We start from the raw sequence: 25,921 nt of genomic DNA, 5'->3' as shown, positions 1-25,921 counted from the left end.
ATAAAGGTATTTACAAATAAAAAGTAGATGGCATGAATTTCGCTAAATGTCTGTCACAGGCGCCTGAATAAGCAAAAGCGGCAAGTGGGCGACGAACAACTTTTAACGTGACAGGTAAAGATTATGCGGGACATGACCATGGTGACCAATGCCCATAAGGCAAACGGCGCAAGCACTATCCCTCTCATCCCACTGACCCCGGAGCAGGAACTCACTACCCGCATTCGCCTTGCACAAGCGTTGCAAATGAGTTTGGACCCGGCAGAAGTACTCAATCTGTTTTACACACATATCCAAGCCATTGTCAGCCTGTCCGGCATTCTTTTTAAATTTGGCAATGGCAGCAGCGAGCTGAAAATTGGACGTGAATGCTTACATCATTGCGACTATCGCCTTACAACTGATGAAGGTTATCTGGGCGAGATTATTTTTAGCCGCAGTAAACGCTTTGCGGAGGCAGAGCTAATTACCCTGGAGTTTTTACTCAGTTCACTTATCTACCCATTGCGTAATGCCATCCGCTATCAAACAGCGATGCGTCTTGCCTTGCTCGATCCTTTGACACTACTTGGTAACCGCGCCGCACTGGACACCGCCCTGCGCCGCGAATTACAAATGGCTGAGCGCCATCAGCACGAGCTATCGCTTTTGATGGTAGACGTAGATTTCTTCAAAAAAATTAATGATGAATACGGCCATCACCGCGGCGATTTGGTGCTGTGTGAAATTGCCAAGGGAATCCAATCGGCTTGCCGTGGTTCAGACATTACTTTCCGCTACGGCGGTGAAGAATTTGTAGTGGTGCTGGGAAAAACAGACGCTGAAGGAGCAAAAATTATAGCTGAACGTATTCGCCAGCAAATTGCTGAAAGCCATATCAAATATAATGGAAAGACCATAGATACTACGGTGAGTATCGGCATAGCAACACGCCACAGCAACGAAAAAGAACATATCAATGATTTATTTGAGCGCGCAGACAAGGCACTTTATATCGCTAAAAACTCAGGCAGAAATTGTGTTATTAGCAGCGATGAAATACTCATCAAATCGTAATGGATTAATCACTCTGGAATAAAAAACCACGCTTACTCAGCGTGGTTTTTTTATTGCAGATAACTAACTTATTCCACTATAGGTGGACGTTTGCGCACGGGGACTTTCGGGCGGCGCGGTGCTGCAGAAGCGGCGCGTAATTTTTTATCGTGGCGCTCACGCTGCGCTGCTTCATCGCGTGTAGGTTCCATCATCCGAGTATAGGTTGAGCTATCAAAACCCGCTGTCATACACAGATCCTGGATTTCGCGCTCGGTAAGATCAGTCCACTGGCCAACGCGCACGTGCGAAGGAATAAAAATATTGGCATAGCGAACACGCTTCAGGCGACTCACTTTCACACCTTGCGATTCCCACAGGCGGCGCACTTCACGGTTACGTCCTTCCATTACCACACAATAGAACCAGCGGTTTTTGCCTTCGCCAGCACCATCGACGATATCGGTAAAGCGCGCAACACCATCATCCAGCGCCACGCCTTTTAACAGGTTGGTGCGCATATCATCCGTTACTTCGCCTTGAATACGAACCAAATATTCGCGGTCAATAACGGAAGATGGATGCATTAATTTGTTAGCCAACTCACCATCGTTGGTAAACAACAGCAAACCACTGGTATTAAAATCCAAGCGGCCTACTGAAATCCAACGCTCACCTTTTAATGGCGGCAAGTGGTCATATACAGTCGGGCGGCCTTCAGGATCAGAGCGCGAACAAATCTCACCCTCGGGTTTGTTGTATAAAATCACCCGGCGACGCGTTAGCTCACTGCGCAACACCACCCGCTGGCCGTTCACGAAAATTTTGTCTTGCGGCATAACGCGATCGCCCAATTTGGCGATTTTATCATTAACTTTTACTTGGCCAGCTTCAATTGCACGCTCCATTTCACGGCGTGAACCAATACCTGCGCGGGCGAGCACTTTCTGTAACTTTTCATCACCGGGCACTGCTACTGATGTCTTTTCATCTGCAGCTTGGGCCACTTTTGTTTTAGGTGACGCGGCAGATTTATGCGCAGGCTTGCCCGTTGTTGATTTTGCAGGGCGATCAACTAGATCACGCTTGTGAGTCGGATTGGCTTTTGCCGGTTTAGCGGTCGCTGCTTTTTTGTCGGCAGATTTCGCTTTTCCAGCAACTACTGGCTTCACAGCCTTGGTAGGTTTTTCAGGTTTATCCCGGTTGATTTTCTTCACCATAGATTATTAAGCAGCTAATCGCTGCGGGGTTCTTCTTCATTGTTTATTGTCTCTGTATCTGAAGAGTCAGCAACAGCTGCATCTTCCTCTACATCGACAAAAGCATCTTCACCATCAACAAAACCTTCTTCGTAAAAAGCGGCTTGTGTGTCTACTGGTTCAGCATCAACTTCACTGGCAGCAACAGGTGGATTTTCATCTGGAATTGGCGGATCTGTATCTTTCTCTCCCAAACCTGCCTCACCTAAATCCAGCACCGGATTTAATTCATCCAGATCGCGGATTTCACTCAGCGACGGTAATTCTTCCAAACTTTTTAAATTGAAATAATCCAAAAATTGGCGCGTGGTCGCAAAGAGTGATGGACGGCCGGGAACATCGCGATGCCCGACTACCTTGACCCAATCGCGCTCCAACAAGGTTTTCATGATATGAGAGCTAACAGCTACGCCGCGAATCTCTTCGATGTCGCCGCGCGTAATTGGCTGGCGATACGCAACCAACGCCAAGGTTTCGAGCAATGCGCGCGAATATTTTTGCGGTTTTTCTTCCCACAGACGATTTACCCAGGGCGCAAGATTATCGCGCACCTGAAAGCGCCAACCAGAGGCCACTTCTTTTAATTCAAATCCGCGCTCGGCACTGGCCGCCTGAATATCGAGTAAGGCTGCAGCAATCTCATCTTTACTTGGCGCTACTTCTTCATCGAACAGTTCCAGCAAGCGTGCAATAGTCATCGGCTGGCCTGCAGCCAAAATCGCGCCTTCAATAATCTTGCGCAGCAGTTCTGCATCAACCGGCATTTGTGTAACGGGAACAGTTGCCGACTCTTCCGTATCAGACTCTTCGTGCAGTGCACGCGACTCTTCACCGGCCTCCTCACCTACCTCAGTAGATGAATCCAGATCCTCATCAAGAGCATCTTCTGCGATATCAATTTCGTTTGTCATTGTGTTCTGGCTTTTACGTGAATAGGTGCAAAGGATTCGCTTTGAACAATTTCCACCAGCGATTCCTTAATCAATTCCATCACCGCGAGAAAGGTGACGACAACCCCAAGGCGCCCTTCTTCCGCTTTGAACAGGCTGACAAAGGGAACAAAATGTTGATGCGCTAATGTATCCAGCACCTGCGCCATACGCTCGCGCGTGGAGAGTTTTTCCTTGGATACATGATGGCTTTCAAACATATCAGCGCGGCGCAATACTTCCGAGAGCGCCAATAATAATTCCTGCAATTCCACATCCGGATCGAGCCGCGTCAAACTGCGGTCAGGACCTGCGGCAGTAACCGGGAACACATCGCGGGATACACGCGGCACATGGTCCAAATCAACTGCCGCCTGCTTAAACCGTTCGTATTCTTGCAAACGACGAATGAGCGATGCACGCGGATCTTCCTCTTCTTCATGCTCTTCCGAAGAGCGCGGCAATAGCATGCGCGATTTAATCTCGGCAAGCATAGCCGCCATCACCAAATACTCTGCCGCCAGCTCGAATTGATGCGCTTCCATCAAATCAACATAGGCCATGTATTGAGAGGTAATTTCCGAGACATTGATATCGAGGATGTCGATGTTCTGGCGGCGAATCAGGTACAGCAATAAATCCAAGGGGCCTTCAAATGCCTCCAGAAATACTTCCAGTGCATCGGGCGGAATATATAAATCCTGTGGCAACTGGGTGTAGGCCTTGCCGTGAACCATGGCAAAAGGCATTTCACCTTGCTGGGGCCCTTTTTGTACATGCGCACTCGCTGGTTCCACAACTAGCTCTTCATTGGTGACTGCGCCGGCTTCAGTTATTGCCTCTGGTGGTGCAACAAGATCCGAAGACGTAGAGGTTTCGAGGGTTTCACTCACGCAAGGTAACTCACAGGTTAGTCAGTAGGATCAGCGGCCTCGTCGTAGCACCGGATAACAAGGGCGGCATTATAGCCATTTCACGAGGCGCCGGACAGCACGCTAGCTCGACAACCAACTCCTTTATAGATCAATTAGTTAGAATCAAAAGGTGAGAAGTCACCCTTCCCTTGGCGCACCAGTTGCGGCAGTGGCTCGGTAAGATCGATAACAGTGGTAGGCTCAAGTCCACAATAACCCCCATCGATCACCAACTCTACAAAGTGCTCCAGGGTATCGCGGATATCATAGGGATCGGTCATAGGAAACTCTTCACCTGGCAACAACAGGCTGCTGGTCATCAAGGGTTCCCCCAATTCTTCCAGCAAAGCCAGCGCAATTGGATTATCCGGCACACGCAAACCAATGGTTTTGCGCTTCGGGTGCATCAATCGCCGCGGGACATCGGCAGTCGCCTCAAGGATGAACGTATAGGCACCAGGCGTATGGTTTTTAATTAACCGGTAGGCTTGGTTATCAACGCGCGCATAAGTGGCGATCTCGGAAAGATCGCGACACATCAGCGTAAAATTATGGTTTTTATCGAGCTTGCGCAGTGTACGAATGCGCTCCAGTGCATCTTTGTCTCCTATATGGCAGCCAAGTGCGTAGGCAGAATCGGTTGGATATACCACCAATCCGCCTTTACGGACAATGTCAGCGGCCTGAACAATTAAACGATGCTGCGGGTTTTCGGCATGTATTTGAAAAAACTGGGCCATTGCAATGACTCCTTACGACACTCGCCCATCACACGGAAAGACTGGGCAGAGGAAAATATTTTATTAGTGTTATGGGTTATAGCCCAATAACTCCCACACAGGTTTGGCATGAGCCGGAAGTTTGCCAAAGCTACCCAATTCCTGCCATGGTTGATCAGGAAAGTGGAAATCCGAGCCACAGGATGCATAGAGTGAACGGGCATTTGCGATACGCAATAAATCCTCAGTCAAAGCAGCAGGCTGCAATCCACTAATCACCTCCAGCGCATCGCCTCCAGCCGCGGCAAATGAGTCGATAAGTGCGCACATTTTGGTGCGCGTCAGTTCATATTTGGCCGGATGCGCCAGCACAGCTACACCACCGGCCGCATGAATCCACTCAATTACATGATCCATCAATGGCCATTGGTATTTAACATCTGCAGGCTTACCCGCCCCCAGATATTTTTTAAAGGCCGCATTGATGTTTTTTACTGCACCCACCGCAACCAAATATTGCGCAAAATGTGGTCGCCCCAGGGTAGCATTACCAGCAATCCCCTGCGCCCCCGACAGTGCGCCGGGAAACCCGGCTTTGGATAATCGATCTGCAATTGCCAGTGCGCGTGTCTTACGCGCTTGCTCTTGAAACTCCAGGGCGGCAATCAGTGCAGGAGAATTTACATCAACCCCCAACCCGACAATATGTACACCACCCTTTCCCCATTGACTGGAAAACTCTATACCAGAGATCAAGGTGATGCCTGCATCCAACGCGGCTTTTTGTGCAATCCCCACAGCAGCTATGGTATCGTGATCCGTAATCGCCAGCACTGCAACGCCGCGCTCTTTCGCGCGCGCGATCACAGCTTCCGGGCTAAGCATCCCGTCAGAAAAATGGGTGTGGCAATGCAGATCAAAAATCACTCGAACTCCAAACAACAAATACATCACCAGGATTGGTCATGACCGACAATAACTCTGAAAAGAATGTGAGCATGTTAGCCGATAAACCTCCCGCAGAGCCCGCAAATTCGCAGCCCAAACCTAAAAAAGAAAGTTTTTTAGCCAATCTGTTAATGAACATTGTTATCCCTACGCTCATTTTGACCAAACTCAGCGGGGATGAACATTTGGGGGCAACCTGGGGGCTCATCGTTGCACTCGCATTTCCCATCAGTTACGGGTTGCGCGATTTTCTTATCAACAAAAAAATTAATGTTTTTTCTGCTTTGGGTATTGTCAGTGTATTGCTCACGGGAGGCCTAAGCCTTTTGCATTTGCCCCCCCAATATTTTGCGATTAAAGAAGCTGCAATCCCCGGCATTCTTGGCATTGTCACACTGATCTCAATAAAAACGCGCTATCCGCTCGTAAAAACCTTTATCTATAACGACAAAGTACTGAAGATTCATAAAGTCGATTCAGCCCTGCAACACTACGGTACACACAAACAATTTGAGCGGACATTGAACAATGCATCGCTGATGATTGCCGCGTCGTTCTTTTTGTCATCGGCATTAAATTACATTTTGGCCAAAATTATTCTAGTCAGCCAACCAGGAACAGCAGAATTCAACGCAGAATTAGGTAAAATGGCCGCCCTGAGCTACCCCGTTATCGCACTGCCAATGATGATCATTATGATGGGGACGTTATTTTATGTATTTCGCAGTATTCGCCTGCTGACCCATCTAACACTGGAAGAAGTGATTAATGATGGCAGTGAGAATTAACCGCCAGACGAATTTTATTTTTTCAAAAAATCCGTTACCGACTTTAGCCAAGAGAATGTTTCATGCTTTACGCCATTATTAGCGAAGATATTTCAAATAGCCTGGAAAAACGCAAACTAGCGCGCCCCGCTCACCTCGCCCGCCTACAACAATTGAATGACGAGGGCCGCCTATTTGTTGCTGGCCCGCACCCGGCAGTCGACAATAGTGACCCAGGTGAAGCAGGCTTTACTGGCAGCCTGGTTATTGCTGAATTTGGATCCCTTGAGCAAGCGCAATCCTGGGCAGATGCAGATCCTTATGTAGCGGCTGGTATTTACGCCAAGGTTGTTGTAAAGCCATTTAAAAAAGTTTTGCCTTAAGTCTTTTTCTTTTCATTTTTAAGGATCGGAGCAACTGTGAAAAAAATATCCCTGCTTGGCTGTACGCTATCGCTTTTCACTTTGTCATTAATCAGTGCACCTAGTATCGCCGTCGATAAATATGTTTCTGACGTTATCTATATTCCTGTGCGTAGCGACAAAAATCCGCAAGCCAGTATTTTGCAACAAGGATTAGCGAGCGGAACCAAACTCAATTTTATCCGCGAAGAAACCGGCACTGACAATAATCTCTGGTCACTTGTTATGACACCTGATGGCACCGAAGGTTGGGTACGCAGCCAAAATGTCACTGACAAGCCAACAGCTGCACTTCAGTTAGCAGCCCTATCAAACTCGTCACGTGATATTTTGACATTGCAAACTGAAAATGCTCAGCTCAAAGAACAGCTCGCAAAAGTTCAGCAAGAGCATCAACAACTATTGGCTGACACAGAAGATATGCGTCAGGCTGCAACTACAGCATTTAATCTGGAAGAAGAACATCAACGCATGCTCAAAGATAACCAACTGTTACAAACCCATGCTGATGTACTCAAAGCGGAAAATGAAAAACTCAAAAATACCGACCGTTTTAATCACTGGATTTACGGTGGTGGTTTAGTATTTGGTGGTGTTTTCCTTTCTTTTATTTTGCAAGCCTTCGGTCGTCGCAAACGCAGATCAGAATGGCGCTGAGAGTAGCTAACATGTTAAAAAAAATCGCGCATTTATTATTAGGTTTTAGTCTGGCTACAAGCATCAACGCTTATGCTGCTGAAAACACCCTGGTGGCCATAAAGACCGACTTGGGAACATTTGTCGTAGAGGTGTATTCCAAAGCTGCACCGGTGACCGCGCAAAACTTTCTTGGTTATGTAGATGCCAAGTTTTATGACGGCACCATCTTTCACCGTGTGGTACCTGGCTTTGTTGTTCAGGGTGGCGGGATGACATTCGATTTTGCTGAGAAAGAGACCCGCAAACCGATTGTGAATGAGTCAGTGAACGGCTTGAAAAATGATTACAAAAGTGTAGCTATGGCGAGACAACAAGATCCCAATAGCGCAACAGCCCAGTTTTATATCAACCTGCAGAACAACCCCGGCTTGAATGCAACCGAGACCAAACCTGGCTACACCGTATTTGGTAAAGTCGTTGCCGGAATGGATGTGATTGAAAAAATTGCACAAGAACCGCGTGGAATGTTTAAAGCCTTTCCGGAAGCGCCTAATTATGCCGTGCGTATATTGAGCGCAACACGAACTGATGCCGGCAGTTTAGATGCCCTGATTGAGTCGCAAAATACCCCAAAACCATCCAGCATTAAAGATGCATTGGTACCCATTAATGACCCCCAGTAACAACACTGCTCTCAGTGTAAATTTAAATAAAATTGCACTGATCCGAAATTCCCGCCCAGGAAATTACCCGAGCGTAATTAGTCATGGCGAGATCTGCATTCAATCAGGCGCAGACGGGCTTACAGTTCACCCCCGCCCGGATCAGCGCCACATTCGACCACACGACGTTTATCAACTCAGTGAGCTGGTCAAATCCCACGCGGGCATTGAATTTAATATCGAAGGAAACCCCTACGCAGAATCGCTGGGGGATTTTCCCGGCTTTATTAAATTAGTACAGGACGTGCGCCCACACCAATGTACATTGGTGCCCGACTCCAATGATCAACTTACATCTGATCACGGCTTTAATTTAAAAGTGGCTGGAGAGAAATTACGCCCACTGATTTGTGAATTGCAGGATCTCGGGGTGCGCGTCAGTTTATTTATGGATCCGGATATAGAACAAATCTCACTGGCCAAAGAGCTGGGGGCTGATCGTATTGAGCTATACACTGGTCCTTATGCCGAAGCATTCAAACACCAGGATGAAAACTTTCACGCATTGTTCCAAACCTATATCGATGCAGCAATCCACGCACAAAAAATTGGCATTGGCTTAAATTCCGGGCACGATTTAAATTTGGAAAATCTTGCCCTCTTTCGTCAAGTGTCCGGGCTGCTCGAGGTATCCATTGGTCACGCACTCATAGTAGACGCAATCGCAATGGGATTGCCGGCAACGGTGCAAGCATACAAAAAACTCTGCTCGGCATAATCCTACCCCCCTCACTAATGCAAGAAACCCAGTATGAACAAACCCCGTGATGACAGCCCCGCTTATCTGGAAAAGAAGCGTTTTTTTGATTCATTAATGACTGTCTATGGGCGAAAAACTGTTCTCGAAGCACTGCAGGATCCCGCGACATTTATTTATCGCCTGCATCTGGCCAGCAGCAATAAATCAGCGGATATTCTTGACGATATTATTTCGTTGGCAAAAGCAAAAGGGGCAGAGATTATTTATCATGAGCGGCAAGCATTAGCGCGCATCTCTAAAAATGCATCACAAGATCAAGGGGTGGCAGCAGATTTACAATTGCGCGGCTATAAACTCTACGATGAGTTTCTTGCAGAAAACAAGAAAAAAAATTATACCCTGCTGGCACTTGATGGAGTACAAAACCCACAAAATCTGGGCATGATTATTAGGTCGGCTTGCGCTGGCAATATCGATGGAATATTGCTGCCCCAAAAAGGTAATGCTCAAATTGACCCGCTTGTTATTAAAGCGAGCGCTGGCACTGTATTTCGAGCTCCGTTATTGCGCTGTAAAGATCTCCCCAAAGCTTTGGGTGACTTTAAGCAAGCAGGTGTAATTGTCTGCGCCCTATCGTCACACGCCGCAACAGAACTTAAAAAATTCACTCCTGATGCCCCATGCATTTATGTACTAGGTAATGAGTCTGAAGGGGTTTCACAGGAAGTTACCACGCTGTGCAACGAGCAAATCTGTATTCCAATGAATAATGGCGTGGAGTCATTAAATGTTGCAGTCACGGCAGCCTTAATTGCCTTTAAATAATCGATATTGAATTCCTACGGCGACAAAATAAAAAAGAGGAGCAGATGCTCCTCTTTTTTGTTGGATTTGACACGCACTCAATTAAAGCTTGTAGCCATCCTCTTCATGCAGGCTCAAATCCAAACCAACACTTTCCTCTTCTTGGGTTACACGTAAACCGGAAGTAAATACACCGGTAACTTTCAGTAAAATATACGTTACAACGGCGGTATAAATAAAGGTAACAACGACGCCCAGCAATTGCACACCTAACTGCTCCCCCATAGAGGTAATGCCACTGGCGAAACCTTGCCCGCTAAATACACCAAGTTCAGTAGATGCAAATATCCCGGCGAGAATTGTGCCCAACACACCACCGACACCATGCACAGGGAAAACATCGAGTGAATCGTCGATTTTCCACACGCGCTTTATCAGCTGGGTCATGAAAAAACAGACAACACCGGCCGCCAAGCCAATCACTAACGCACCGCCAGGGCCAACATATCCAGATGCGGGGGTAATAGTGCCGAGCCCCGCGACCATCCCGGTCACAATACCCAATACACTCGGCTTTCTGAAGCGCATCCATTCAATAGTCATCCACGCCAAGGCACCTGCTGCTGCAGAAATATGAGTCACCAACATTGCCATAGCTGCATTGCCATTGGCAGCCAGCGCGCTACCAGCATTAAAACCGAACCAACCTACCCACAGCATACCTGCACCGGTAACCGTCATCGTCATATTGTGCGGAGGCATTGCGGTTGTGGGAAAGCCATTGCGCTTGCCAATTACTATGGCTGCAACAAGCGCGGCCACACCCGCAGTGATATGTACGACTGTACCGCCCGCGAAATCCAACAACCCCTTTGCGAATAGCCAACCTGACCCAGCCCACACCCAATGACAGACAGGGATGTACACAGCAAACAACCAAAGTGCAGAAAAGATCAGCATGGAGGAGAACTTCATGCGCTCTGCAAAAGCGCCAACAATCAGCGCTGGCGTGATAATGGCAAAGGTCATTTGATACATTGCATGCAGGCTAAGCGGGATATCTCCCGCCAACGCGTCCTCGGTGATGTTGGCCATGAACACCATACTCAAATCACCAATCCATGCATTACCAGTTCCAAACGCCAAACTGTAGCCTGCGATCAACCATAGGATTGAAACCAAACAAGCAATCGCAAAACATTGCATGAGTACCGACAAGATATTCTTTACACGCACCAAGCCACCATAGAACAATGCCAACCCAGGCAAGGTCATAAAGAGAACCAATGCTGTTGAGGTCAAAATCCAGGCTGTATTAGCACCATTAATTGTCGCCTCTTGGGCAAGTGCGCCCTGACCATAAACAGTCAGCAGCCCCCCTAATAGCGCAAAGAGTTTGAAATTTAGCTTCTTCATAGTGACCCCATGATGGTTTTTTTGGTTAATAGGATGTGATCCGATTGCATTTTAATTTTTGTGGTGAACCTTGCTCTGTTTTGATACAGGGCCAATCTACTGATTGCACAAAGTGTAGGAAATATCATCCACCCCATAAAACAATCGCACCAGATAAAGGCAAAAAAAATCCATTTATTAGGTAATAATTAAAATGAATCAGAGAAAAGCAAATTTTAAACCATAATTATTTTTTATATATTTTTCATATACATATCGCCTTTAGCACCAAGATAAATCATCATAAATGCACCACACAAGAACATATGAATATTTTATAAGTCTATTTTGGTGCAAAAATAATGAAGGATCGTATCCCGGCAGCCTAAGATACAATTCACTACCTCAAACCACTCAACAAAGGATCATACATTGACCAAGTGGCTCACCCTTTGCGTGTTACCTGTGTTTGTTTCACTACTCCTCTCGCGATTATTGATCCATCATTTCGGGAAGCGCCTGCTAGACATGCCCAATATTCGCAGCTCCCACCAAACTCCTACCCCGCGAGGTGGCGGTATAGCCATAGTTGGCGGCGTGATCATCGCAGCATTAACAGCATTGAGCCTGGGCCATATACCCTTCACACCTGTTTACTGGTTGATGATTCCAGCCGGACTCATGGCAATTCTTGGGATCTGTGATGATTTATTCAATCTGAATGTAGCCATACGCCTGACCATACAGTTTTTGCTTGCCGGTTTAGGCATCTATTTGATTGGGATCAACAATGAGTTGCCAGCCCCCATTCAATTGTTAATTACAGGCGTCTTGATTTTATTTATTGTATGGATGACAAATTTATACAATTTTATGGATGGAATTAATGGTTTGGCAGCACTTGAAGCAATCTGCGTGTGTATGGGTATGGCGTTAATATATTGGATAAAAACCATAAACACAGACGCTATTTATTTATTGATAATTATCTCGGCAAGCGCTAGTGGGTTTTTATTTTGGAATTTCCCTAAAGCAAAACTGTTTATGGGGGACACAGGCAGTCTTTTTCTTGGCCTTGGCCTTGGCCTACTTGCTACTGGAAGCATAACTGACGATTTCCGCATTTTTTCCGCCTGGCTAATTATGCTTGGTGTATTTATTGTAGATGCCAGTTACACACTTTCTTCCCGCCTCCTTACCCGACAAGCTGTTCACCAGGCGCATCGAACTCACGCCTATCAAAAAATTGCAATCAAATTAAATTCACATACTTACGCAACACTCGCAATTGTTGCCATCAATCTGTTCTGGCTTCTACCTATCGCAATTGCAGTCACAACAATTCAGATACATTTTTCTGTTGCATTAGCGATTGCCTATGCCCCCTTACTACTGATCGCACATAAATTTCGGGCAGGCTGTATGGAGTAATCAATTAACCAGCAAAACTTTATTTTCCTCAGGCAACTCTGGCGCATCGATTAAATAACCTGCAGGAACCTCGAACAACAATGATTTAATCAAATCACTGTTATTCGACTCACACGCAATAGCCAAACGCTTCAGAAACAACTCCATCTCTTGCCATGATATAAACTGTTCCATCGCACGAAAAATTCTACTGTGCTCTGTGGGAGCAACATTGTCACCAATAAGAAGCTCTTCAAACAATTTTTCACCAGGACGCAAGCCTGTGTAACTAATGGCAATATCACCATCGCGGTCATGCTCGTCGCGAACAGTAAGTCCCGAAAGGCTTATCATACGCTTTGCCAAATCCACGATTTTTATTGGCTCTCCCATATCCAATACAAAAACATCGCCCCCATGCCCCATCGCGCCGGCCTGTATGACCAACTGGGCAGCCTCACGAATTGTCATAAAATAACGAATGATGTCAGGATGAGTTACGGTGACGGGCCCTCCCTCTTTAATTTGCTTGCGAAAGAGTGGAACTACAGAGCCAGATGAACCTAACACATTGCCAAATCGAACCATCACAAACCGAGTTGATGATTCTTTTTGTGCAAGACTTTGCAAGATTAGCTCAGCTAATCGTTTCGATGCCCCCATAAGATTTGTGGGGCGCACGGCTTTATCCGTAGAAATAAGTACAAATAGCTCTACGCCGGCATTAATAGCAGCCTCAGCACAAAACTGCGTTCCAAACACATTATTTTTCATTCCCTCGACGCAATTGCTTTCAACCAAAGGGACATGCTTATAGGCGGCAGCGTGATACACAGTTTGAACTCTATGCTCCACCATAACAGAATCAAGTAGGCGGGAGTTTTGGACGGAACCAAGCAATGCAACAACATTAACCTGATCTACATTTTTCCCTGCAAGTTCGCGCTCAATGCTATAGAGACTAAACTCATTGTGATCAATTAAGATTAATTTTCGCGGCTTTAACTCAATAATCTGCCGACAAAGCTCACCGCCAATCGACCCACCCGCCCCCGTAACCAAAACAACCTTATCCAGGACAGAGGATTCCATTAAATGCTGCATTGGTTGAACGCTATCGCGCCCAAGCAGATCATCAATATCAACATCACGTACATTTTCGATTCTCGCCTTACCAGACAAAATATCGGAAAACTCGGGAATGGTTTGAACATTGATGTGATATTTTTCGAGCTTTTTAATAATATCAAGCCTGGCGCTGTGCGAGGTTCGCCCCAGTGCAAGCAGAAGCTTGCTTGCACCTGTCGATGAAATTAATTTGGGAATAGATTTTGGCGAATAAATTTTTATGTTAGAAAGCAAGGTGCCGTGCAAAAATTTATTATCATCAACAAAGGCAGCTACACGGTATCCCGTATCCTGCAGCGCTTGCAATAATTGATGCCCTGTCCTACCCGCACCGTAAACAATCACCGGAATAGCTTCTCTTGCTGGCAATGCCCCCAACATTAAAATGATATGACGCACCAACAATCTCGGCCCCCCTATCAGCAAGATCATCAATGCAATATAAATAAAAGGGACTGAGCGCGGTATTTTTGAATATGTCAGAAAACCGGAAATCGCCAATGTGGCGCCGGACAAGAACACACAGATTACGATAGTCACTATTGCCGGTTGAGTCATATACCTGAGAATGGCTCGATACATGCCCATACGGATAAAAATAAACAAGCTGGAAACAATGGTTATCAGTAATGCGGCTAATTCTTTTGAGGTGATCACTACATCAAAGGTGCCCAACCTAAGACAAATTGACAGATAGACACCCAGGGTAATAGCGAGTGCATCATAGGATAATGAGATCAAGCGCTTAGCAGGTCTCGATGCTTCAAACAATTTCGTAAACATAGATAGCAACTCGGCGAATCACAAAGAGATCGCAAGGAATAACGTAAAGCGGAGAAGAATATCGGAAGGGAGGGTATAAAAACAGTATCGTTTTAGCAAACGACATCAGTAAGAAAGTGCTAGCTTATAACTTGGAAATACTTTCGTTAACACGATCACGCATTTCCTTACCTGGCTTAAAATGAGGAACATACTTGCCCTCAAGGACAACAGCATCCCCCGTTTTAGGGTTTCTACCTGTACGAGGTGCGCGGTAATGCAAAGAAAAACTACCAAATCCACGAATCTCAATACGCTCACCTGATGCGAGAATATCGGACATATAATCCAGCAAAAGCTTTACCGACATTTCAACATCTTTAATGGTTAGTTGGTTTTGTTTTTCAGTAATATATTCAATCAATTCTGACTTTGTCATAACCTGATCTCTGTTATTAAAAAAACGCTCAAACAACACCACTGGATACACATCAAATACAAAAAGACACAACAACACAGTATATCGGTGACCAGAAAACTGGCCACCGATTCGCAAGAAAGATTACTCTTTACTTTGCATTTGCGCTTTAATCAGATCACCCAAAGTGGTTGGAGAAGCCTGATCAGATTGCTTGCTAGAAAGTTCTTTCATAGCAGTCTTCTCTTCTTCTACATCTTTGGATTTTACTGACAGGCTAATGCTGCGATTTTTGCGATCTACAGCAATAATCTTGGCTTCAACTTCGTCACCCACTTTCAGCAGGTTACGTGCATCTTCCACTTTCTCACGGCTCAATTCAGAGGCCTTGAGAACAGCTTCAACGTCATCTGCCAAGGTGATTACTGCAGCTTTAGCTTCAACTTCTTTAACGATACCTTTAACAACAGCACCTTTATCATTTACAGAAACGTATTCTGAGAATGGATCGGTTTCAAGTTGTTTGATACCCAAAGAAATGCGCTCGCGCTCTGGATCGATGGCCAATACCACAGTCTCCAGTTCATCACCCTTCTTGTACTTGCGAACAGCTTCTTCGCCAGCTTCATGCCAAGAGATGTCAGACAAGTGAACCAGACCATCAATACCACCATCCAAACCGATGAAGATACCAAAGTCAGTGATTGACTTGATTTTGCCGCTGATTTTGTCGCCTTTGGCGCAAGTGCGCGCAAATGCATCCCATGGATTCTCTTGGCATTGTTTCAGACCGAGAGAGATACGACGACGCTCTTCGTCGATATCCAATACCATAACTTCGATTTCATCACCCAGTTGAACAACTTTAGAAGGATGAATGTTCTTGTTAGTCCAATCCATTTCTGAAACGTGGATCAAACCTTCAACGCCTTCTTCCAACTCTGCGAAGCAACCGTAATCAGTCAAATTGGTTACTTTTGCTTTCACACGAGCGCCTTCTGGATAACGCTTGGTGATTTGTATCCACGGATCTTCGCCCAATTGCTTCAGGCCAAGAGATACACGGTTACGCTCACGATCGAACTTCAATACTTTAACGTCGATTTCATCACCAACGTTTACGATTTCACCTGGGTGCTTGATGCGCTTCCAAGCCATATCGGTGATGTGCAACAGACCATCAACACCACCCAAGTCAACGAATGCGCCGTAGTCGGTAAGGTTTTTAACGATACCTTTAACAGCTTGACCTTCTTGCAGTGTAGCAAGCAGTTCGTCACGCTCAACAGAGTTAGCTTGTTCCAACACCGCACGGCGAGAAACAACTACGTTGTTGCGCTTTTGATCGAGCTTGATAACTTTAAATTCCAGCTCTTTGCCTTCGAGGTGGGTAGTTTCGCGCACAGGGCGAACATCAACCAATGAGCCAGGAAGGAAGGCACGGATACCAGCAACGTCAACGGTGAAACCACCTTTAACCTTACCGTTAATAACACCTTTGATAACTTCTTCAGCAACATGTGCTGCTTCAAGAATTTTCCACGCCTCAGCGCGTTTGGCCTTCTCACGTGACAGCTTGGTTTCACCGAAACCATCTTCTACGCTTTCCAGAGCCACTTGTACTTCATCGCCGATTTGGAGTGTCAATTCACCCAATTCATTGCGGAATTGTTCAGCAGGAATAACACCTTCTGATTTCAGGCCGGCGTGAACAGTCACCCAGTCCTTATCAATATCAATTACTACACCGGTAATAATAGTACCCGGAACCATATCAACGGTTTTTAAACTTTCTTCAAATAACGCAGCAAAACTTTCGTTCATACTCATGGTATTACCTATAGATTAGAGATGCAGACGTTAAAACTCGCCCCATCTATTCCGCATGGCCAGTCATACGGGTCAGTTAAAGTAAAATGGAAGCTCCCTCAGGCTGGGTTTGACAGATTCCACTACTGCTAAAAATGTATCCAAGACGCAAATCAAAGCATAGAAAATCAGCAGGTGCGCAAGGCTAGCAGAATGCCCCATATTTTTCAATAGGTTAGCTATGTTTGCGTCGAGAACGAAGGGCAGGAACGAGTTGTAAAGGGAGGGGAAATGAGTGACCGCCAGAAAACATGGCAACCACCCATTAAGGATTTAAAAATCAGCGCCTTACGACACTTAGGCCACGCCCCACAGCATAATACTCAAAACCCAATGAAGCCATTCTGTCTGGTTCATAAAGGTTGCGCCCATCAAAAATGACCGGATTACGCAGGGCAGATTTGAGCATATCAAAATTCGGCGCACGAAAATTTTTCCATTCAGTACAAATAATCAGTGCATCCGCGCGCTCAAGTGCAGCCTCTTTCGTACCCACCAGCTTAAGATCATCACGCAAGCCATAGATGTGCTGCGTCTCTTCCATTGCGACCGGGTCATAAGCCTGAACCTTGGCACCTGCAGCCCAAAGGGCCTCTATCAACACCCGGCTTGGAGCCTCGCGCATATCATCGGTATTGGGCTTGAAGGATAAGCCCCACAAGGCAAATACCTTACCTTTCAGATCATTGCCAAAATGACGGGCCAAATAGGCAAATAATTTGCTTTTCTGCGCCTGATTAACCTTATCGACCGCCTCCATAAGACCAGCTTTGTAATCCACATTGCGCGCAATATTGATCAGCGCCTTAACATCTTTTGGAAAGCAGGAACCGCCATAGCCACAGCCAGGGTAAATAAAGTGATAGCCAATTCGCGGATCAGCCCCTATGCCATTGCGCACTTTTTCAATATCAGCACCTAGCAACTCTGCCAAGTTAGCCATCTCATTAATAAAGCTGATTTTTGTTGCAAGCATCGCGTTTGCTGCATATTTAGTTAACTCTGCGGAGCGGACATCCATAAAAATCATGCGGTCATGGCTGCGATTAAATGGTGCATAAAGCTCGCGCAACAATTGCTCGGCCCTTTCACTATCAGTACCCACCACAATACGGTCAGGCTTCATAAAATCATTAATAGCAGCTCCCTCTTTGAGAAACTCCGGATTGGACACAACATCGAATGGGATGCTAACCCCACGCTTACCAAGCTCATCAGTAAGTGCCGAATGGACTATCTCTGCCGTACCTATTGGTACAGTTGACTTATTAACAACCACTCTATAATCAGTAATACGCTGGCCAATTGTTTTAGCTACCGCAACCACGTATTGCAAATCGGCCGAGCCGTCTTCACCAGACGGAGTTCCGACAGCAATAAACTGCAGCTCGCCATGCTGAACTGCAAGATCCATACTGGTGGTAAACTTCAGCAACCCATGTTGAACCGCCTGTTTAACAATTGCCTCCAGCCCTGGTTCATAAATCGGAATAATCCCTGCATTCAGGTTATCCACTTTTTTCTGATCGATATCAACACAAAGAACATCATGACCAACGTCTGCGAGGCAAGCGCCAGTTACCAAACCAACATAGCCAGTTCCAAATACCGTGACTTTCATTAGAAACTCCCTAGCCTGTTAAAAATAGATTGATAAGCTTTCTTAAGATCGACCATAACTATCTTCGTAACGAATTACATCATCCTCCTCTAGATACGGACCTGACTGCACTTCAACAATTTCCAAAGGTATTTTTCCAGGATTGCTTAATCTATGTTTCGTGCCAACTGGAATGTAAGTAGATTCATTTTCGGACAACAAAAGCGTTTCTTCGCCTTTTTGAACAAGAGCTGTTCCTTTGACAACTATCCAATGTTCTGCACGATGGTGATGGACCTGCAGTGACAAGCTACCTCCAGGTTTTACGCGTATACGATTTACCTGATAGCGATCACCAGTATCTATCGCGTCATAACAGCCCCATGGACGATAAATTTCACGATGCTGAAGATGCTCAGAACGGTTCTGCTTTTCGATGTGGGTAATAATTGACTTAACCTGTTGCGCTTGGGATTTATCAGCCACCAACACGGCATCCGGAGTGTTGATAATCATTAAATTATTAACACCTAATGTGGCCACCAATTTATCTTGAGAGAAAACCAACGTATTGGTTGACCCTATATCGATACTGTCACCAATCAGACTATTGCCTGCAGTATCTTTGTCAGAAAGATCCCAAAAAGATTTCCAATCCCCCACATCACTCCATCCGGCATCGAGCGGGACACAAACTACATTTCGGCTTTTTTCCATAAGCGCATAATCAATCGAAATATTGGGTGCTTGCGCAAAAGATTCTTTATCAACACGAATAAAATCCAGATCCTGCACAGCCCAGGCTTTTGCTTGCTCAGCAGCAACAACAACATCCGGGCTCTGGCTTTGAAGTTCACGCAAAAACACCTCTGTCTGGAATACAAACATCCCGCTATTCCAATAGTAACAACCTTCGGCAAGATACTGTTCTGCGGTCGCAAGATCAGGCTTTTCTACAAACTGGGCTACGGGGAAAAACGCCGCGGCCTCAGTGACTGCTCCATTCAGGGTTTTAATGTATCCGTATCCTGTTTCAGGGCGAGTTGGCTGAACACCAAAAGTAGCAAGATGTCCAAGCTCTGCCGCTTTAATGGCATCAGCAAGTGCGGCCTGAAATACTGCAACATCACTAATCATATGATCAGCTGACAACACCAAGAGAATGGGGTTATCGCCTAATGTTCGCGCATGAATAGCAGCAAGTGCCAATGCAGGCGCAGTATTGCGGGCAATAGGCTCTAAAATTATTGACGATTTTTGCTGGCCAATTTCATGTAATTGTTCCGCGACCATGAATCGATGTTCTTCATTGCAGACCACAATGGATGGAGCAAGGTGTGGCACGCCTTGCAAGCGCAGCAATGTTTGCTGCAGCATGGTTTTATCGCCAAACAATTTCAGTAATTGTTTTGGGTAATGTTTACGCGACAAAGGCCACAGGCGCGTTCCTGAGCCGCCAGCAAGTATTACAGGTATAATCAATTAATTCTCCTTAATGAAAAATGTCGCACCTTAAGCCATTTATCAGAATAACTTACTGCTCACCTAAAAATGGCTTCTCGCAGCAAGCAGTTCGAGCCTCATCTATAGTTAAACTTTGTAGCGATCTTTTAAAAATATTTTAAATTTACTGCCGATATCACTGTGACGTTCGCCATAAATAACATTCGCCATCAGGTAACCAATTTTTGTTCCACAATCATGGCTGCGCCCCACCAATTGATATGCTTCAACAGTTTCTTGACCGAGAAGCGCATCCAAAGCATCAGTAAGTTGAATCTCCCCGCCCGCCCCTGGCATCGTTTTCGCCAACAAATCCCATACAGTTTTTGACAAAACATAGCGACCAACGATTGCCATATTTGAGGGAGCTTCATCTACAGGCGGCTTTTCTACCATTGCTTTAATAACTGCTGTTTTTCCAGGTGGAATTTCTACGCCAGAGCAATCAACCACACCGTATTTATCAACTTGGTCATGAGGCACCTGCTCTACCAAAATCTGACTATTACCAGTCTCTTGGAAACGTTTGGTCATGCCAGCCAGGTTGTCTTGCTTCAGATTACACTCTGCATTATCTACAATCACATCGGGCAACAAGACAGCGAACGGCTCGTCACCTACAACTGATTTAGCGCACAGAATTGCATGCCCTAATCCCTTTGCTTCGGCTTGGCGAACAGAAATAACTGTAAGTCCAGGGGGCGTAATGGAGCGCACCTCCGCTAATAGTGACCTCTTCAAACGCGACTCAAGTTGCGCCTCTAATTCAAAACTTGTATCGAAGTGATTTTCGATCGCATTTTTACTTGCATGAGTTACTAATACGATTTCTTTAATGCCTGCTGCGGCTGCTTCTTCGATCACATATTGAATCAATGGCTTATCAACAACCGGCAGCATTTCTTTCGGAATTGCTTTGGTTGCCGGCAACATACGTGTTCCGAGACCCGCTACTGGGATAACCGCTTTCTTAACCTGCATAACTGTACCCTTCTAAATTTTTATTTTAGCTGTTGAGTAAATTCAATACTTCCGTTGTTTTTTGATCAACCAACATTTGGTTGTTACGACTTTCCACATTTAAACGCACTACAGGTTCCGTGTTTGACATCCGTAAATTAAACCGCCAATCATCAAACTCCAGACTAATTCCATCCGTCTTGTCAATAAACTTGGCAGCCGAAACGTAGTGATTAAATACTTTGTCTATGGCAACTTTTGCATCGGCAACGTGGCTATTAATTTCGCCCGGTGACGGAAACTTGGCAATACGATCTTCTAGCATACTGGATAATGTTTGCTGCTTTCGGCTCAACAGCTCACACACCAATAACCAGGGAATCATGCCGCTATCGCAGTAAAAAAAATCACGGAAATAATGATGCGCACTCATTTCACCGCCATAAACTGCATCTTCCTCGCGCATACGCTCTTTAATAAAGGCATGACCAGTTTTGGATTGAATAGCCAAGCCGCCATTTTGTTTAGCAATATCCAATGTATTCCAGGTTAACCGTGGATCATGAATAATTTTTGCCCCTGGGTTTTTGAGCAAGAAAGCCTCGGCCAACAAGCCAACAATGTAATAACCTTCTGTGAATGCACCCGTTTCATCAAAGAGGAAGCAACGGTCAAAATCTCCATCCCATGCAATTCCCATATCCGCTTTATGCGCAATAACTGCGGCAGTAGTAGATGCACGGTTTTCTACCAATAATGGATTGGGAATTCCATTGGGGAACGTACCATCTGGCTCATGATTAATTTTAATAAATTCAAAGGGAAGATATTTTTCTATGGCATCGATAACATGACCTGCAGCACCGTTACCGGCATTGACGACCAATCGCAATGGCTTTAACTGCGCGACATCGACGTAAGACATTAGATGCTGAACATAAGCGTCTAAAGTACTGAGTTCACGGATACTGCCACGTGCCGCAAAATTTACAGGAGAAAAATTATTATCCTCAGCTAACCGCTTAATATCATTCAACCCTGTATCACCACTAATTGGCTTTGAATTGGCGCGCACCAACTTCATACCGTTGTAATCAATTGGATTGTGGCTTGCTGTAATCTCAATACCGCCGTCAGTTTTTAAATAACTGGTTGCAAAATAAATTTCTTCCGTTCCAGTCATTCCTATGTCTATGACATCGACACCCTCATCGCGCAAACCATTACTTAATGCATTTTTCAATGTTTTACTTGTCAGGCGTACATCACCACCCACAACTACACTTTTAGGCTTTAGAAACTGCGCATAAGCACGACCAATACGATAGACGATATCTTCATTGAGCTCGTCACCCAATTTTCCACGGATATCGTAGGCTTTAAAGCAAGTCAAGGTCATATTCTAATCTCATCTTGAGTGGAGGATATCTTGGAGTCCGATGCTGTCATGTTAAAAATATTGTTATGAAGAAAATATTGTGTGCAAACTAGTTGAGCATTCTTACCGTTTGTTGACACAGATCGAGGGAAGTAAGGAATCATGTAATTGCTGCCAGCATTTTTGTAAAAACTTCATCAATAGTCATAGTGGTGCTATCAATAATTACCGCATCCTTTGCTGGTTTGAGCGGGGAAATGGAACGATTGGAATCGCGCTCATCCCGCTCACGTATATCTCGAACTAACTCGGCCATATCAACAATCTCTCCTTTTTTGCATAACTGCTTGTAGCGACGCTCCGCACGAGCCTCCGCACTTGCGGTCAAAAATAGTTTTACATGTGCTGTCGGAAATACTGTAGTCCCCATATCGCGGCCGTCAGCAATCAGTCCTGGCGAAACTGCAAAAGAGCGCTGACGATCAAGTAAAGCTGCCCTTACACTTGGGTAGGCTGCCACTTTTGATGCAGCCATGCTCACCGCTTCCTGACGAATTGCATCAGTCACCTTTACTCCCTCCAGCAAAATCTGCGCCGAGTTGTCATTTTCAAGGCTAAATATCACGTCCAGCGCTGCTGCTACCTGACTTACTTCATCTTCGCTGTTTAAATCAGTGCCTTTTTTCATCGCTGCCAGTGCAACCAACCGATAAAGCGCACCACTATCCAGCAAATGATATCCCAAATGGCGAGCCAACATCTGGCTGAGGGTGCCTTTACCGGAGCCACTTGGACCATCAATAGTGATAACAATAGGGGCAGAAACATTCATATCGCGCACCACATTCCTTAATAACAGCGTAAAGCATTAGCACAGGGTTTGAATAATAGACTTGCAAGTCTCAGCCGGATCAGGGGACTGGGTAATCGGTCGCCCAATCACTAAATAACTACTCCCGGCGACAAGTGCAGCAGCGGGTGCCAAGGTGCGTCGCTGATCATCAACGGGTGATGTATCCAGGCGAATACCTGGTGTAACAAGGCAAAAATCCTTCCCAAACTGGGTACGCATTAAGGTCGCCTCCTGAGCCGAACAAACAATTCCATCAAGACCACAACTGTGGGTCAGGCGAGCTAACCTCATAACTTGTTCTTCGGGGCTGCACAAAATTCCCACCCCGGATAAATCACTTGCCTCCATACTGGTCAGCACTGTGACTGCAATCAACAACGGCGGCTTACCCGCACGCCGTTCCAATATCTCACGCGCCGCAACCATCATGCGCTCTCCGCCGGATGCGTGTACATTGACCATCCATACACCAAGCTCAGCGGCGGCTTTAACAGCTTTGCTGGTAGTGGTGGGAATGTCATGGAATTTAAGGTCGAGAAAAATCTCAAAACCCGACGCCATTAATTGTTCAACTATTTTTGGCCCGCACGCAGTAAAAAGCTCTTTACCTACTTTCAAGCGGCAATCCAGTGGAGATAATCGTTTTGCAATGGCGAGACATTGATCAGCATTGTCAAAATCCATTGCAACAACAATGCGCGGATCCAGAGTGGACATTTCTTTACCTCACAAAAAAGAAGAGCCCGAGTTACTAAACTCGGGCTCCCATTAAAACAAAAAACAACGCAAAATTCATTCGTTAACGCCCGCAGGGCGCCACCAAATACCTAAATACGAATATTTTCGCGATTTTGAGCAAGAGTTACCTCCCCGATTCCCTTCACCTCCAATAACTGATCCACAGTTTTGAAGTTGCCGTTCTCCTCGCGCCACGCAATGATAGCTTCGGCCTTCTTCACACCAACCCCTTTCAGTTTGGTTAATTCCTGTACATCCGCAGTATTGATGTTAATTGCTTCTTGAGTTGTCACTGCCTCCACCTTTGCAACTGGAGCCTTAGTGGCAGGCACCTCCGCTGCGAATGCCAGTGAAGAAGTACCAAAAGATAAAATGACAATTGAGGCGAGCGAAAGAATAAACTTCATGAAATAACTCCTTATTAATTGATATTGAAAATACGCTGCTTTCCATTCGGTGCGCGCAGGTAGAGAATATTGGCCCGACGGCGTGTTAAAAAGCAGACAATCACCATATTGAATGTGCGAGATTTCTTACAAAAAACAGCAAAAAAAAAGCCCTGATTCTCATCAGGGCTTTCTGAAGGGTGCTTTATTTATCACTTAAGCAGCTTTTGCAAATCAGCAGCATTCCAGTGAGGGAAGTGTTTTCGGATAAGTGCATTCAACTCCAATTCAAACTCACTGAAATTCGTTGCTGAAGTGGCTTTTGCCGCTAATTGCTCAATTACCATACCTGCACCGACAGTGATATTCGTCAGGCGATCAATCACAATAAATGCACCCGTTGCGCGATTATTGCTGTACTGGTCGGCAACCACCGGCTGGGTCAATAAAATATCAACAACAGCGATATCATTCAGTTGTAGCTGATTAACTATTGAGTGTTCTTGTGTATTTACATCAATGCGATAATCGATAGCTTCAACGATACCACTTACCACTTTGCTAGCAAATTTGAACAAATACTCAGAATTAGCCTCGGTTGTTTTTTCTGCCATCCAGACTATATGCGCTTTAAGATGATTTGACTGAGGCACCGAATCTTTTGCTAACACCAACATATCACCGCGGCTTACATCAACCTCGGTTGTAAGCGTTAATGTTACTGCCTGACCGGTAAAAGCTTCCGCTAGGTCGCCATCGTAAGTCACGATAGACTTCACATGGCTAGTTTTTCCTGAAGGTAATACACGAACTTCATCACCAACTTTCACTACGCCAGAGGCGACATTGCCACAGAAACCACGAAAATCGAGATTAGGGCGATTGACATACTGCACGGGGAAACGAAAATCCGAGAAATTTTTATCGCCTGCGATAGGTACAGTTTCAAAAATTTCCATCAAAGTTTGACCTTGATACCATGGCGATCGCTCAGAGCGATTGACAACGTTATCGCCGTCCAGCGCGGAGATAGGTACAAACATTACATTCTTCATGCCGAGCTTTGCGGAGAAATCAAAATAATCCTGTTTGATTTTTTCAAACACAGCCTGATCGAAATTCAACAAGTCCATTTTGTTTACGGCGACAACAATATGTTTAATACCTAGTAGCGAAGCTATGTAACTGTGACGACGAGTTTGCGTCACTACACCGTAGCGTGCATCGATCAAAATAATGGCAAGGTCGCAAGTAGATGCACCCGTTGCCATATTACGCGTGTACTGTTCATGTCCTGGAGTATCCGCGATAATAAATTTACGTTTCGCGGTAGAAAAATAACGATATGCAACATCGATAGTAATGCCCTGCTCACGCTCTGCTTGCAAACCATCAACTAACAACGCCAGATCAATTTTTTCACCAGTTGTACCGTGCTTGACGCTGTCGGAACGTATTGCATCCAATTGATCTTCGTAAATCATTTTGGAGTCGTGCAACAAGCGGCCAATCAGGGTGCTTTTTCCATCATCCACACTGCCGCAGGTTAAAAAACGCAGCAATTCTTTTTGTTCATGTTGCGCGAGATATGCGTTGATATCCTGTGCAATTAATTCGGACTGATGACTCATAAGGGTCTCTTTGCAATCAGTAAGATGTGATA

The 25,921-nt window shown here is 45.5% G+C and carries 25 protein-coding genes; 8 read left to right on the top strand and 17 right to left on the bottom strand.

Features of this window, described 5'->3' with window-relative positions; translation table 11 throughout:
* Positions 1 to 123 precede the first annotated feature (123 nt).
* Positions 124 to 1,056, top strand: a complete 933-nt coding sequence (locus J2X05_RS07715; protein ID WP_310070852.1) for a GGDEF domain-containing protein — start codon at positions 124 to 126, stop codon at positions 1,054 to 1,056.
* A gap of 68 nt (positions 1,057 to 1,124) precedes the next feature.
* Here the strand turns inward: J2X05_RS07715 and rluB are convergent, their stop codons facing one another.
* The 5 genes from rluB to J2X05_RS07690 form a co-directional block, all read right to left on the bottom strand.
* Entirely contained in the window at positions 1,125 to 2,042 is a 918-nt protein-coding gene (gene rluB, locus J2X05_RS07710) for a 23S rRNA pseudouridine(2605) synthase RluB (protein WP_374725261.1), read from the bottom strand.
* A 227-nt stretch (positions 2,043 to 2,269) separates the two neighbouring features.
* Positions 2,270 to 3,205, bottom strand: coding sequence for an SMC-Scp complex subunit ScpB (gene scpB, locus J2X05_RS07705; protein ID WP_310070849.1), 936 nt, complete (start codon positions 3,203 to 3,205; stop codon positions 2,270 to 2,272).
* On the bottom strand, positions 3,202 to 4,020 hold the full coding sequence (locus J2X05_RS07700) for a segregation and condensation protein A (protein WP_310071346.1): 819 nt from the start codon (positions 4,018 to 4,020) through the stop codon (positions 3,202 to 3,204). Before J2X05_RS07700 ends, scpB begins: the two co-directional genes overlap by 4 nt.
* A gap of 230 nt (positions 4,021 to 4,250) precedes the next feature.
* Positions 4,251 to 4,877, bottom strand: a complete 627-nt coding sequence (locus J2X05_RS07695) for an L-threonylcarbamoyladenylate synthase (RefSeq protein WP_310070847.1) — start codon at positions 4,875 to 4,877, stop codon at positions 4,251 to 4,253.
* 69 nt (positions 4,878 to 4,946) lie between these two features.
* A complete protein-coding gene (locus J2X05_RS07690; protein WP_310070844.1) occupies positions 4,947 to 5,783 on the bottom strand; it encodes a PHP domain-containing protein in 837 nt (278 codons plus the stop codon).
* A gap of 71 nt (positions 5,784 to 5,854) precedes the next feature.
* On the opposite strand from J2X05_RS07690, the gene J2X05_RS07685 reads away from it, so the two are divergent.
* The 6 genes from J2X05_RS07685 (at position 5,855) to rlmB (ending at position 9,879) form a co-directional block, all read left to right on the top strand.
* Complete coding sequence (locus tag J2X05_RS07685) at positions 5,855 to 6,592, top strand: VC0807 family protein (RefSeq protein ID WP_310071343.1); 738 nt, start codon at positions 5,855 to 5,857, stop codon at positions 6,590 to 6,592.
* Positions 6,593 to 6,654: 62 nt separating this feature from the next.
* Complete coding sequence (locus tag J2X05_RS07680) at positions 6,655 to 6,954, top strand: YciI family protein (protein WP_310070841.1); 300 nt, start codon at positions 6,655 to 6,657, stop codon at positions 6,952 to 6,954.
* 36 nt (positions 6,955 to 6,990) lie between these two features.
* The gene (locus J2X05_RS07675) at positions 6,991 to 7,650 is read left to right on the top strand and encodes a TIGR04211 family SH3 domain-containing protein (protein WP_310070838.1); all 660 of its coding nucleotides are present in this window, start codon (positions 6,991 to 6,993) and stop codon (positions 7,648 to 7,650) included.
* Between the two features lie 11 nt (positions 7,651 to 7,661).
* The gene (locus J2X05_RS07670) at positions 7,662 to 8,315 is read left to right on the top strand and encodes a peptidylprolyl isomerase (RefSeq protein WP_310070835.1); all 654 of its coding nucleotides are present in this window, start codon (positions 7,662 to 7,664) and stop codon (positions 8,313 to 8,315) included.
* The gene (locus J2X05_RS07665) at positions 8,302 to 9,072 is read left to right on the top strand and encodes a pyridoxine 5'-phosphate synthase (protein WP_310070833.1); all 771 of its coding nucleotides are present in this window, start codon (positions 8,302 to 8,304) and stop codon (positions 9,070 to 9,072) included. The genes J2X05_RS07670 and J2X05_RS07665 overlap by 14 nt, the downstream gene beginning before the upstream one ends.
* Before the next feature lie 33 nt (positions 9,073 to 9,105).
* Positions 9,106 to 9,879: a 23S rRNA (guanosine(2251)-2'-O)-methyltransferase RlmB gene (rlmB, locus tag J2X05_RS07660; RefSeq protein ID WP_310070831.1), complete on the top strand. Its 774-nt coding sequence runs from the start codon at positions 9,106 to 9,108 to the stop codon at positions 9,877 to 9,879.
* A gap of 81 nt (positions 9,880 to 9,960) precedes the next feature.
* Here the strand turns inward: rlmB and J2X05_RS07655 are convergent, their stop codons facing one another.
* Positions 9,961 to 11,274, bottom strand: a complete 1,314-nt coding sequence (locus J2X05_RS07655; protein ID WP_310070829.1) for an ammonium transporter — start codon at positions 11,272 to 11,274, stop codon at positions 9,961 to 9,963.
* Positions 11,275 to 11,685: 411 nt separating this feature from the next.
* Between J2X05_RS07655 and J2X05_RS07650 the strand changes: the two genes are divergently transcribed.
* Complete coding sequence (locus tag J2X05_RS07650; protein ID WP_310070827.1) at positions 11,686 to 12,684, top strand: MraY family glycosyltransferase; 999 nt, start codon at positions 11,686 to 11,688, stop codon at positions 12,682 to 12,684.
* On the opposite strand, the gene J2X05_RS07645 is transcribed toward J2X05_RS07650, so the two are convergent.
* The 11 genes from J2X05_RS07645 to cysN all read right to left on the bottom strand — a co-directional run bounded on the left by J2X05_RS07645 (position 12,685) and on the right by cysN (position 25,889).
* Entirely contained in the window at positions 12,685 to 14,574 is a 1,890-nt protein-coding gene (locus J2X05_RS07645) for a polysaccharide biosynthesis protein (RefSeq protein ID WP_310070825.1), read from the bottom strand. It lies immediately after the preceding gene.
* 124 nt (positions 14,575 to 14,698) lie between these two features.
* On the bottom strand, positions 14,699 to 14,992 hold the full coding sequence (gene ihfB, locus J2X05_RS07640) for an integration host factor subunit beta (protein ID WP_310070822.1): 294 nt from the start codon (positions 14,990 to 14,992) through the stop codon (positions 14,699 to 14,701).
* A 123-nt stretch (positions 14,993 to 15,115) separates the two neighbouring features.
* Positions 15,116 to 16,795, bottom strand: coding sequence for a 30S ribosomal protein S1 (gene rpsA, locus J2X05_RS07635; RefSeq protein WP_310071340.1), 1,680 nt, complete (start codon positions 16,793 to 16,795; stop codon positions 15,116 to 15,118).
* A 325-nt stretch (positions 16,796 to 17,120) separates the two neighbouring features.
* On the bottom strand, positions 17,121 to 18,461 hold the full coding sequence (locus J2X05_RS07630) for a UDP-glucose dehydrogenase family protein (RefSeq protein ID WP_310070819.1): 1,341 nt from the start codon (positions 18,459 to 18,461) through the stop codon (positions 17,121 to 17,123).
* Between the two features lie 42 nt (positions 18,462 to 18,503).
* Positions 18,504 to 19,922: a mannose-1-phosphate guanylyltransferase/mannose-6-phosphate isomerase gene (locus J2X05_RS07625; RefSeq protein ID WP_310070817.1), complete on the bottom strand. Its 1,419-nt coding sequence runs from the start codon at positions 19,920 to 19,922 to the stop codon at positions 18,504 to 18,506.
* A gap of 108 nt (positions 19,923 to 20,030) precedes the next feature.
* A complete protein-coding gene (gene galU / locus J2X05_RS07620; protein ID WP_310070814.1) occupies positions 20,031 to 20,924 on the bottom strand; it encodes a UTP--glucose-1-phosphate uridylyltransferase GalU in 894 nt (297 codons plus the stop codon).
* 25 nt (positions 20,925 to 20,949) lie between these two features.
* A complete protein-coding gene (locus J2X05_RS07615; RefSeq protein ID WP_310070812.1) occupies positions 20,950 to 22,302 on the bottom strand; it encodes a phosphohexomutase domain-containing protein in 1,353 nt (450 codons plus the stop codon).
* 139 nt (positions 22,303 to 22,441) lie between these two features.
* Positions 22,442 to 23,113 (bottom strand): (d)CMP kinase, encoded by a 672-nt coding sequence (gene cmk, locus J2X05_RS07610; protein ID WP_310070809.1) that lies wholly within the window; start codon positions 23,111 to 23,113, stop codon positions 22,442 to 22,444.
* Between the two features lie 36 nt (positions 23,114 to 23,149).
* Positions 23,150 to 23,851, bottom strand: coding sequence for an orotidine-5'-phosphate decarboxylase (pyrF, locus tag J2X05_RS07605; RefSeq protein WP_310070807.1), 702 nt, complete (start codon positions 23,849 to 23,851; stop codon positions 23,150 to 23,152).
* A 110-nt stretch (positions 23,852 to 23,961) separates the two neighbouring features.
* Positions 23,962 to 24,279: a ComEA family DNA-binding protein gene (locus J2X05_RS07600; RefSeq protein WP_310070805.1), complete on the bottom strand. Its 318-nt coding sequence runs from the start codon at positions 24,277 to 24,279 to the stop codon at positions 23,962 to 23,964.
* A 191-nt stretch (positions 24,280 to 24,470) separates the two neighbouring features.
* The gene (gene cysN / locus J2X05_RS07595) at positions 24,471 to 25,889 is read right to left on the bottom strand and encodes a sulfate adenylyltransferase subunit CysN (RefSeq protein ID WP_310070803.1); all 1,419 of its coding nucleotides are present in this window, start codon (positions 25,887 to 25,889) and stop codon (positions 24,471 to 24,473) included.
* Between the last annotated feature and the right edge of the window lie 32 nt (positions 25,890 to 25,921).

Source organism: Cellvibrio fibrivorans (assembly GCF_031457055.1).
Classification (GTDB): Bacteria; Pseudomonadota; Gammaproteobacteria; order Pseudomonadales; family Cellvibrionaceae; genus Cellvibrio; species Cellvibrio fibrivorans.
This window is presented reverse-complemented; position numbering and strand designations above follow the sequence as displayed.

Coding starts and splice junctions, on each gene's coding strand:
- pyrF (WP_310070807.1), bottom strand. CDS start 23,851: ATGTCCACTCTGGATCCGCGCATTGTTGTTGCAATGGATTTTGACAAT.
- J2X05_RS07665 (WP_310070833.1), top strand. CDS start 8,302: ATGACCCCCAGTAACAACACTGCTCTCAGTGTAAATTTAAATAAAATT.
- galU (WP_310070814.1), bottom strand. CDS start 20,924: ATGCAGGTTAAGAAAGCGGTTATCCCAGTAGCGGGTCTCGGAACACGT.
- J2X05_RS07655 (WP_310070829.1), bottom strand. CDS start 11,274: ATGAAGAAGCTAAATTTCAAACTCTTTGCGCTATTAGGGGGGCTGCTG.
- ihfB (WP_310070822.1), bottom strand. CDS start 14,992: ATGACAAAGTCAGAATTGATTGAATATATTACTGAAAAACAAAACCAA.
- scpB (WP_310070849.1), bottom strand. CDS start 3,205: ATGACAAACGAAATTGATATCGCAGAAGATGCTCTTGATGAGGATCTG.
- J2X05_RS07630 (WP_310070819.1), bottom strand. CDS start 18,461: ATGAAAGTCACGGTATTTGGAACTGGCTATGTTGGTTTGGTAACTGGC.
- J2X05_RS07680 (WP_310070841.1), top strand. CDS start 6,655: ATGCTTTACGCCATTATTAGCGAAGATATTTCAAATAGCCTGGAAAAA.
- J2X05_RS07695 (WP_310070847.1), bottom strand. CDS start 4,877: ATGGCCCAGTTTTTTCAAATACATGCCGAAAACCCGCAGCATCGTTTA.
- J2X05_RS07600 (WP_310070805.1), bottom strand. CDS start 24,279: ATGAAGTTTATTCTTTCGCTCGCCTCAATTGTCATTTTATCTTTTGGT.
- J2X05_RS07685 (WP_310071343.1), top strand. CDS start 5,855: ATGTTAGCCGATAAACCTCCCGCAGAGCCCGCAAATTCGCAGCCCAAA.
- rlmB (WP_310070831.1), top strand. CDS start 9,106: ATGAACAAACCCCGTGATGACAGCCCCGCTTATCTGGAAAAGAAGCGT.
- rpsA (WP_310071340.1), bottom strand. CDS start 16,795: ATGAACGAAAGTTTTGCTGCGTTATTTGAAGAAAGTTTAAAAACCGTT.
- J2X05_RS07715 (WP_310070852.1), top strand. CDS start 124: ATGCGGGACATGACCATGGTGACCAATGCCCATAAGGCAAACGGCGCA.
- cysN (WP_310070803.1), bottom strand. CDS start 25,889: ATGAGTCATCAGTCCGAATTAATTGCACAGGATATCAACGCATATCTC.
- J2X05_RS07670 (WP_310070835.1), top strand. CDS start 7,662: ATGTTAAAAAAAATCGCGCATTTATTATTAGGTTTTAGTCTGGCTACA.
- J2X05_RS07615 (WP_310070812.1), bottom strand. CDS start 22,302: ATGACCTTGACTTGCTTTAAAGCCTACGATATCCGTGGAAAATTGGGT.
- J2X05_RS07645 (WP_310070825.1), bottom strand. CDS start 14,574: ATGTTTACGAAATTGTTTGAAGCATCGAGACCTGCTAAGCGCTTGATC.
- cmk (WP_310070809.1), bottom strand. CDS start 23,113: ATGAATGTTTCTGCCCCTATTGTTATCACTATTGATGGTCCAAGTGGC.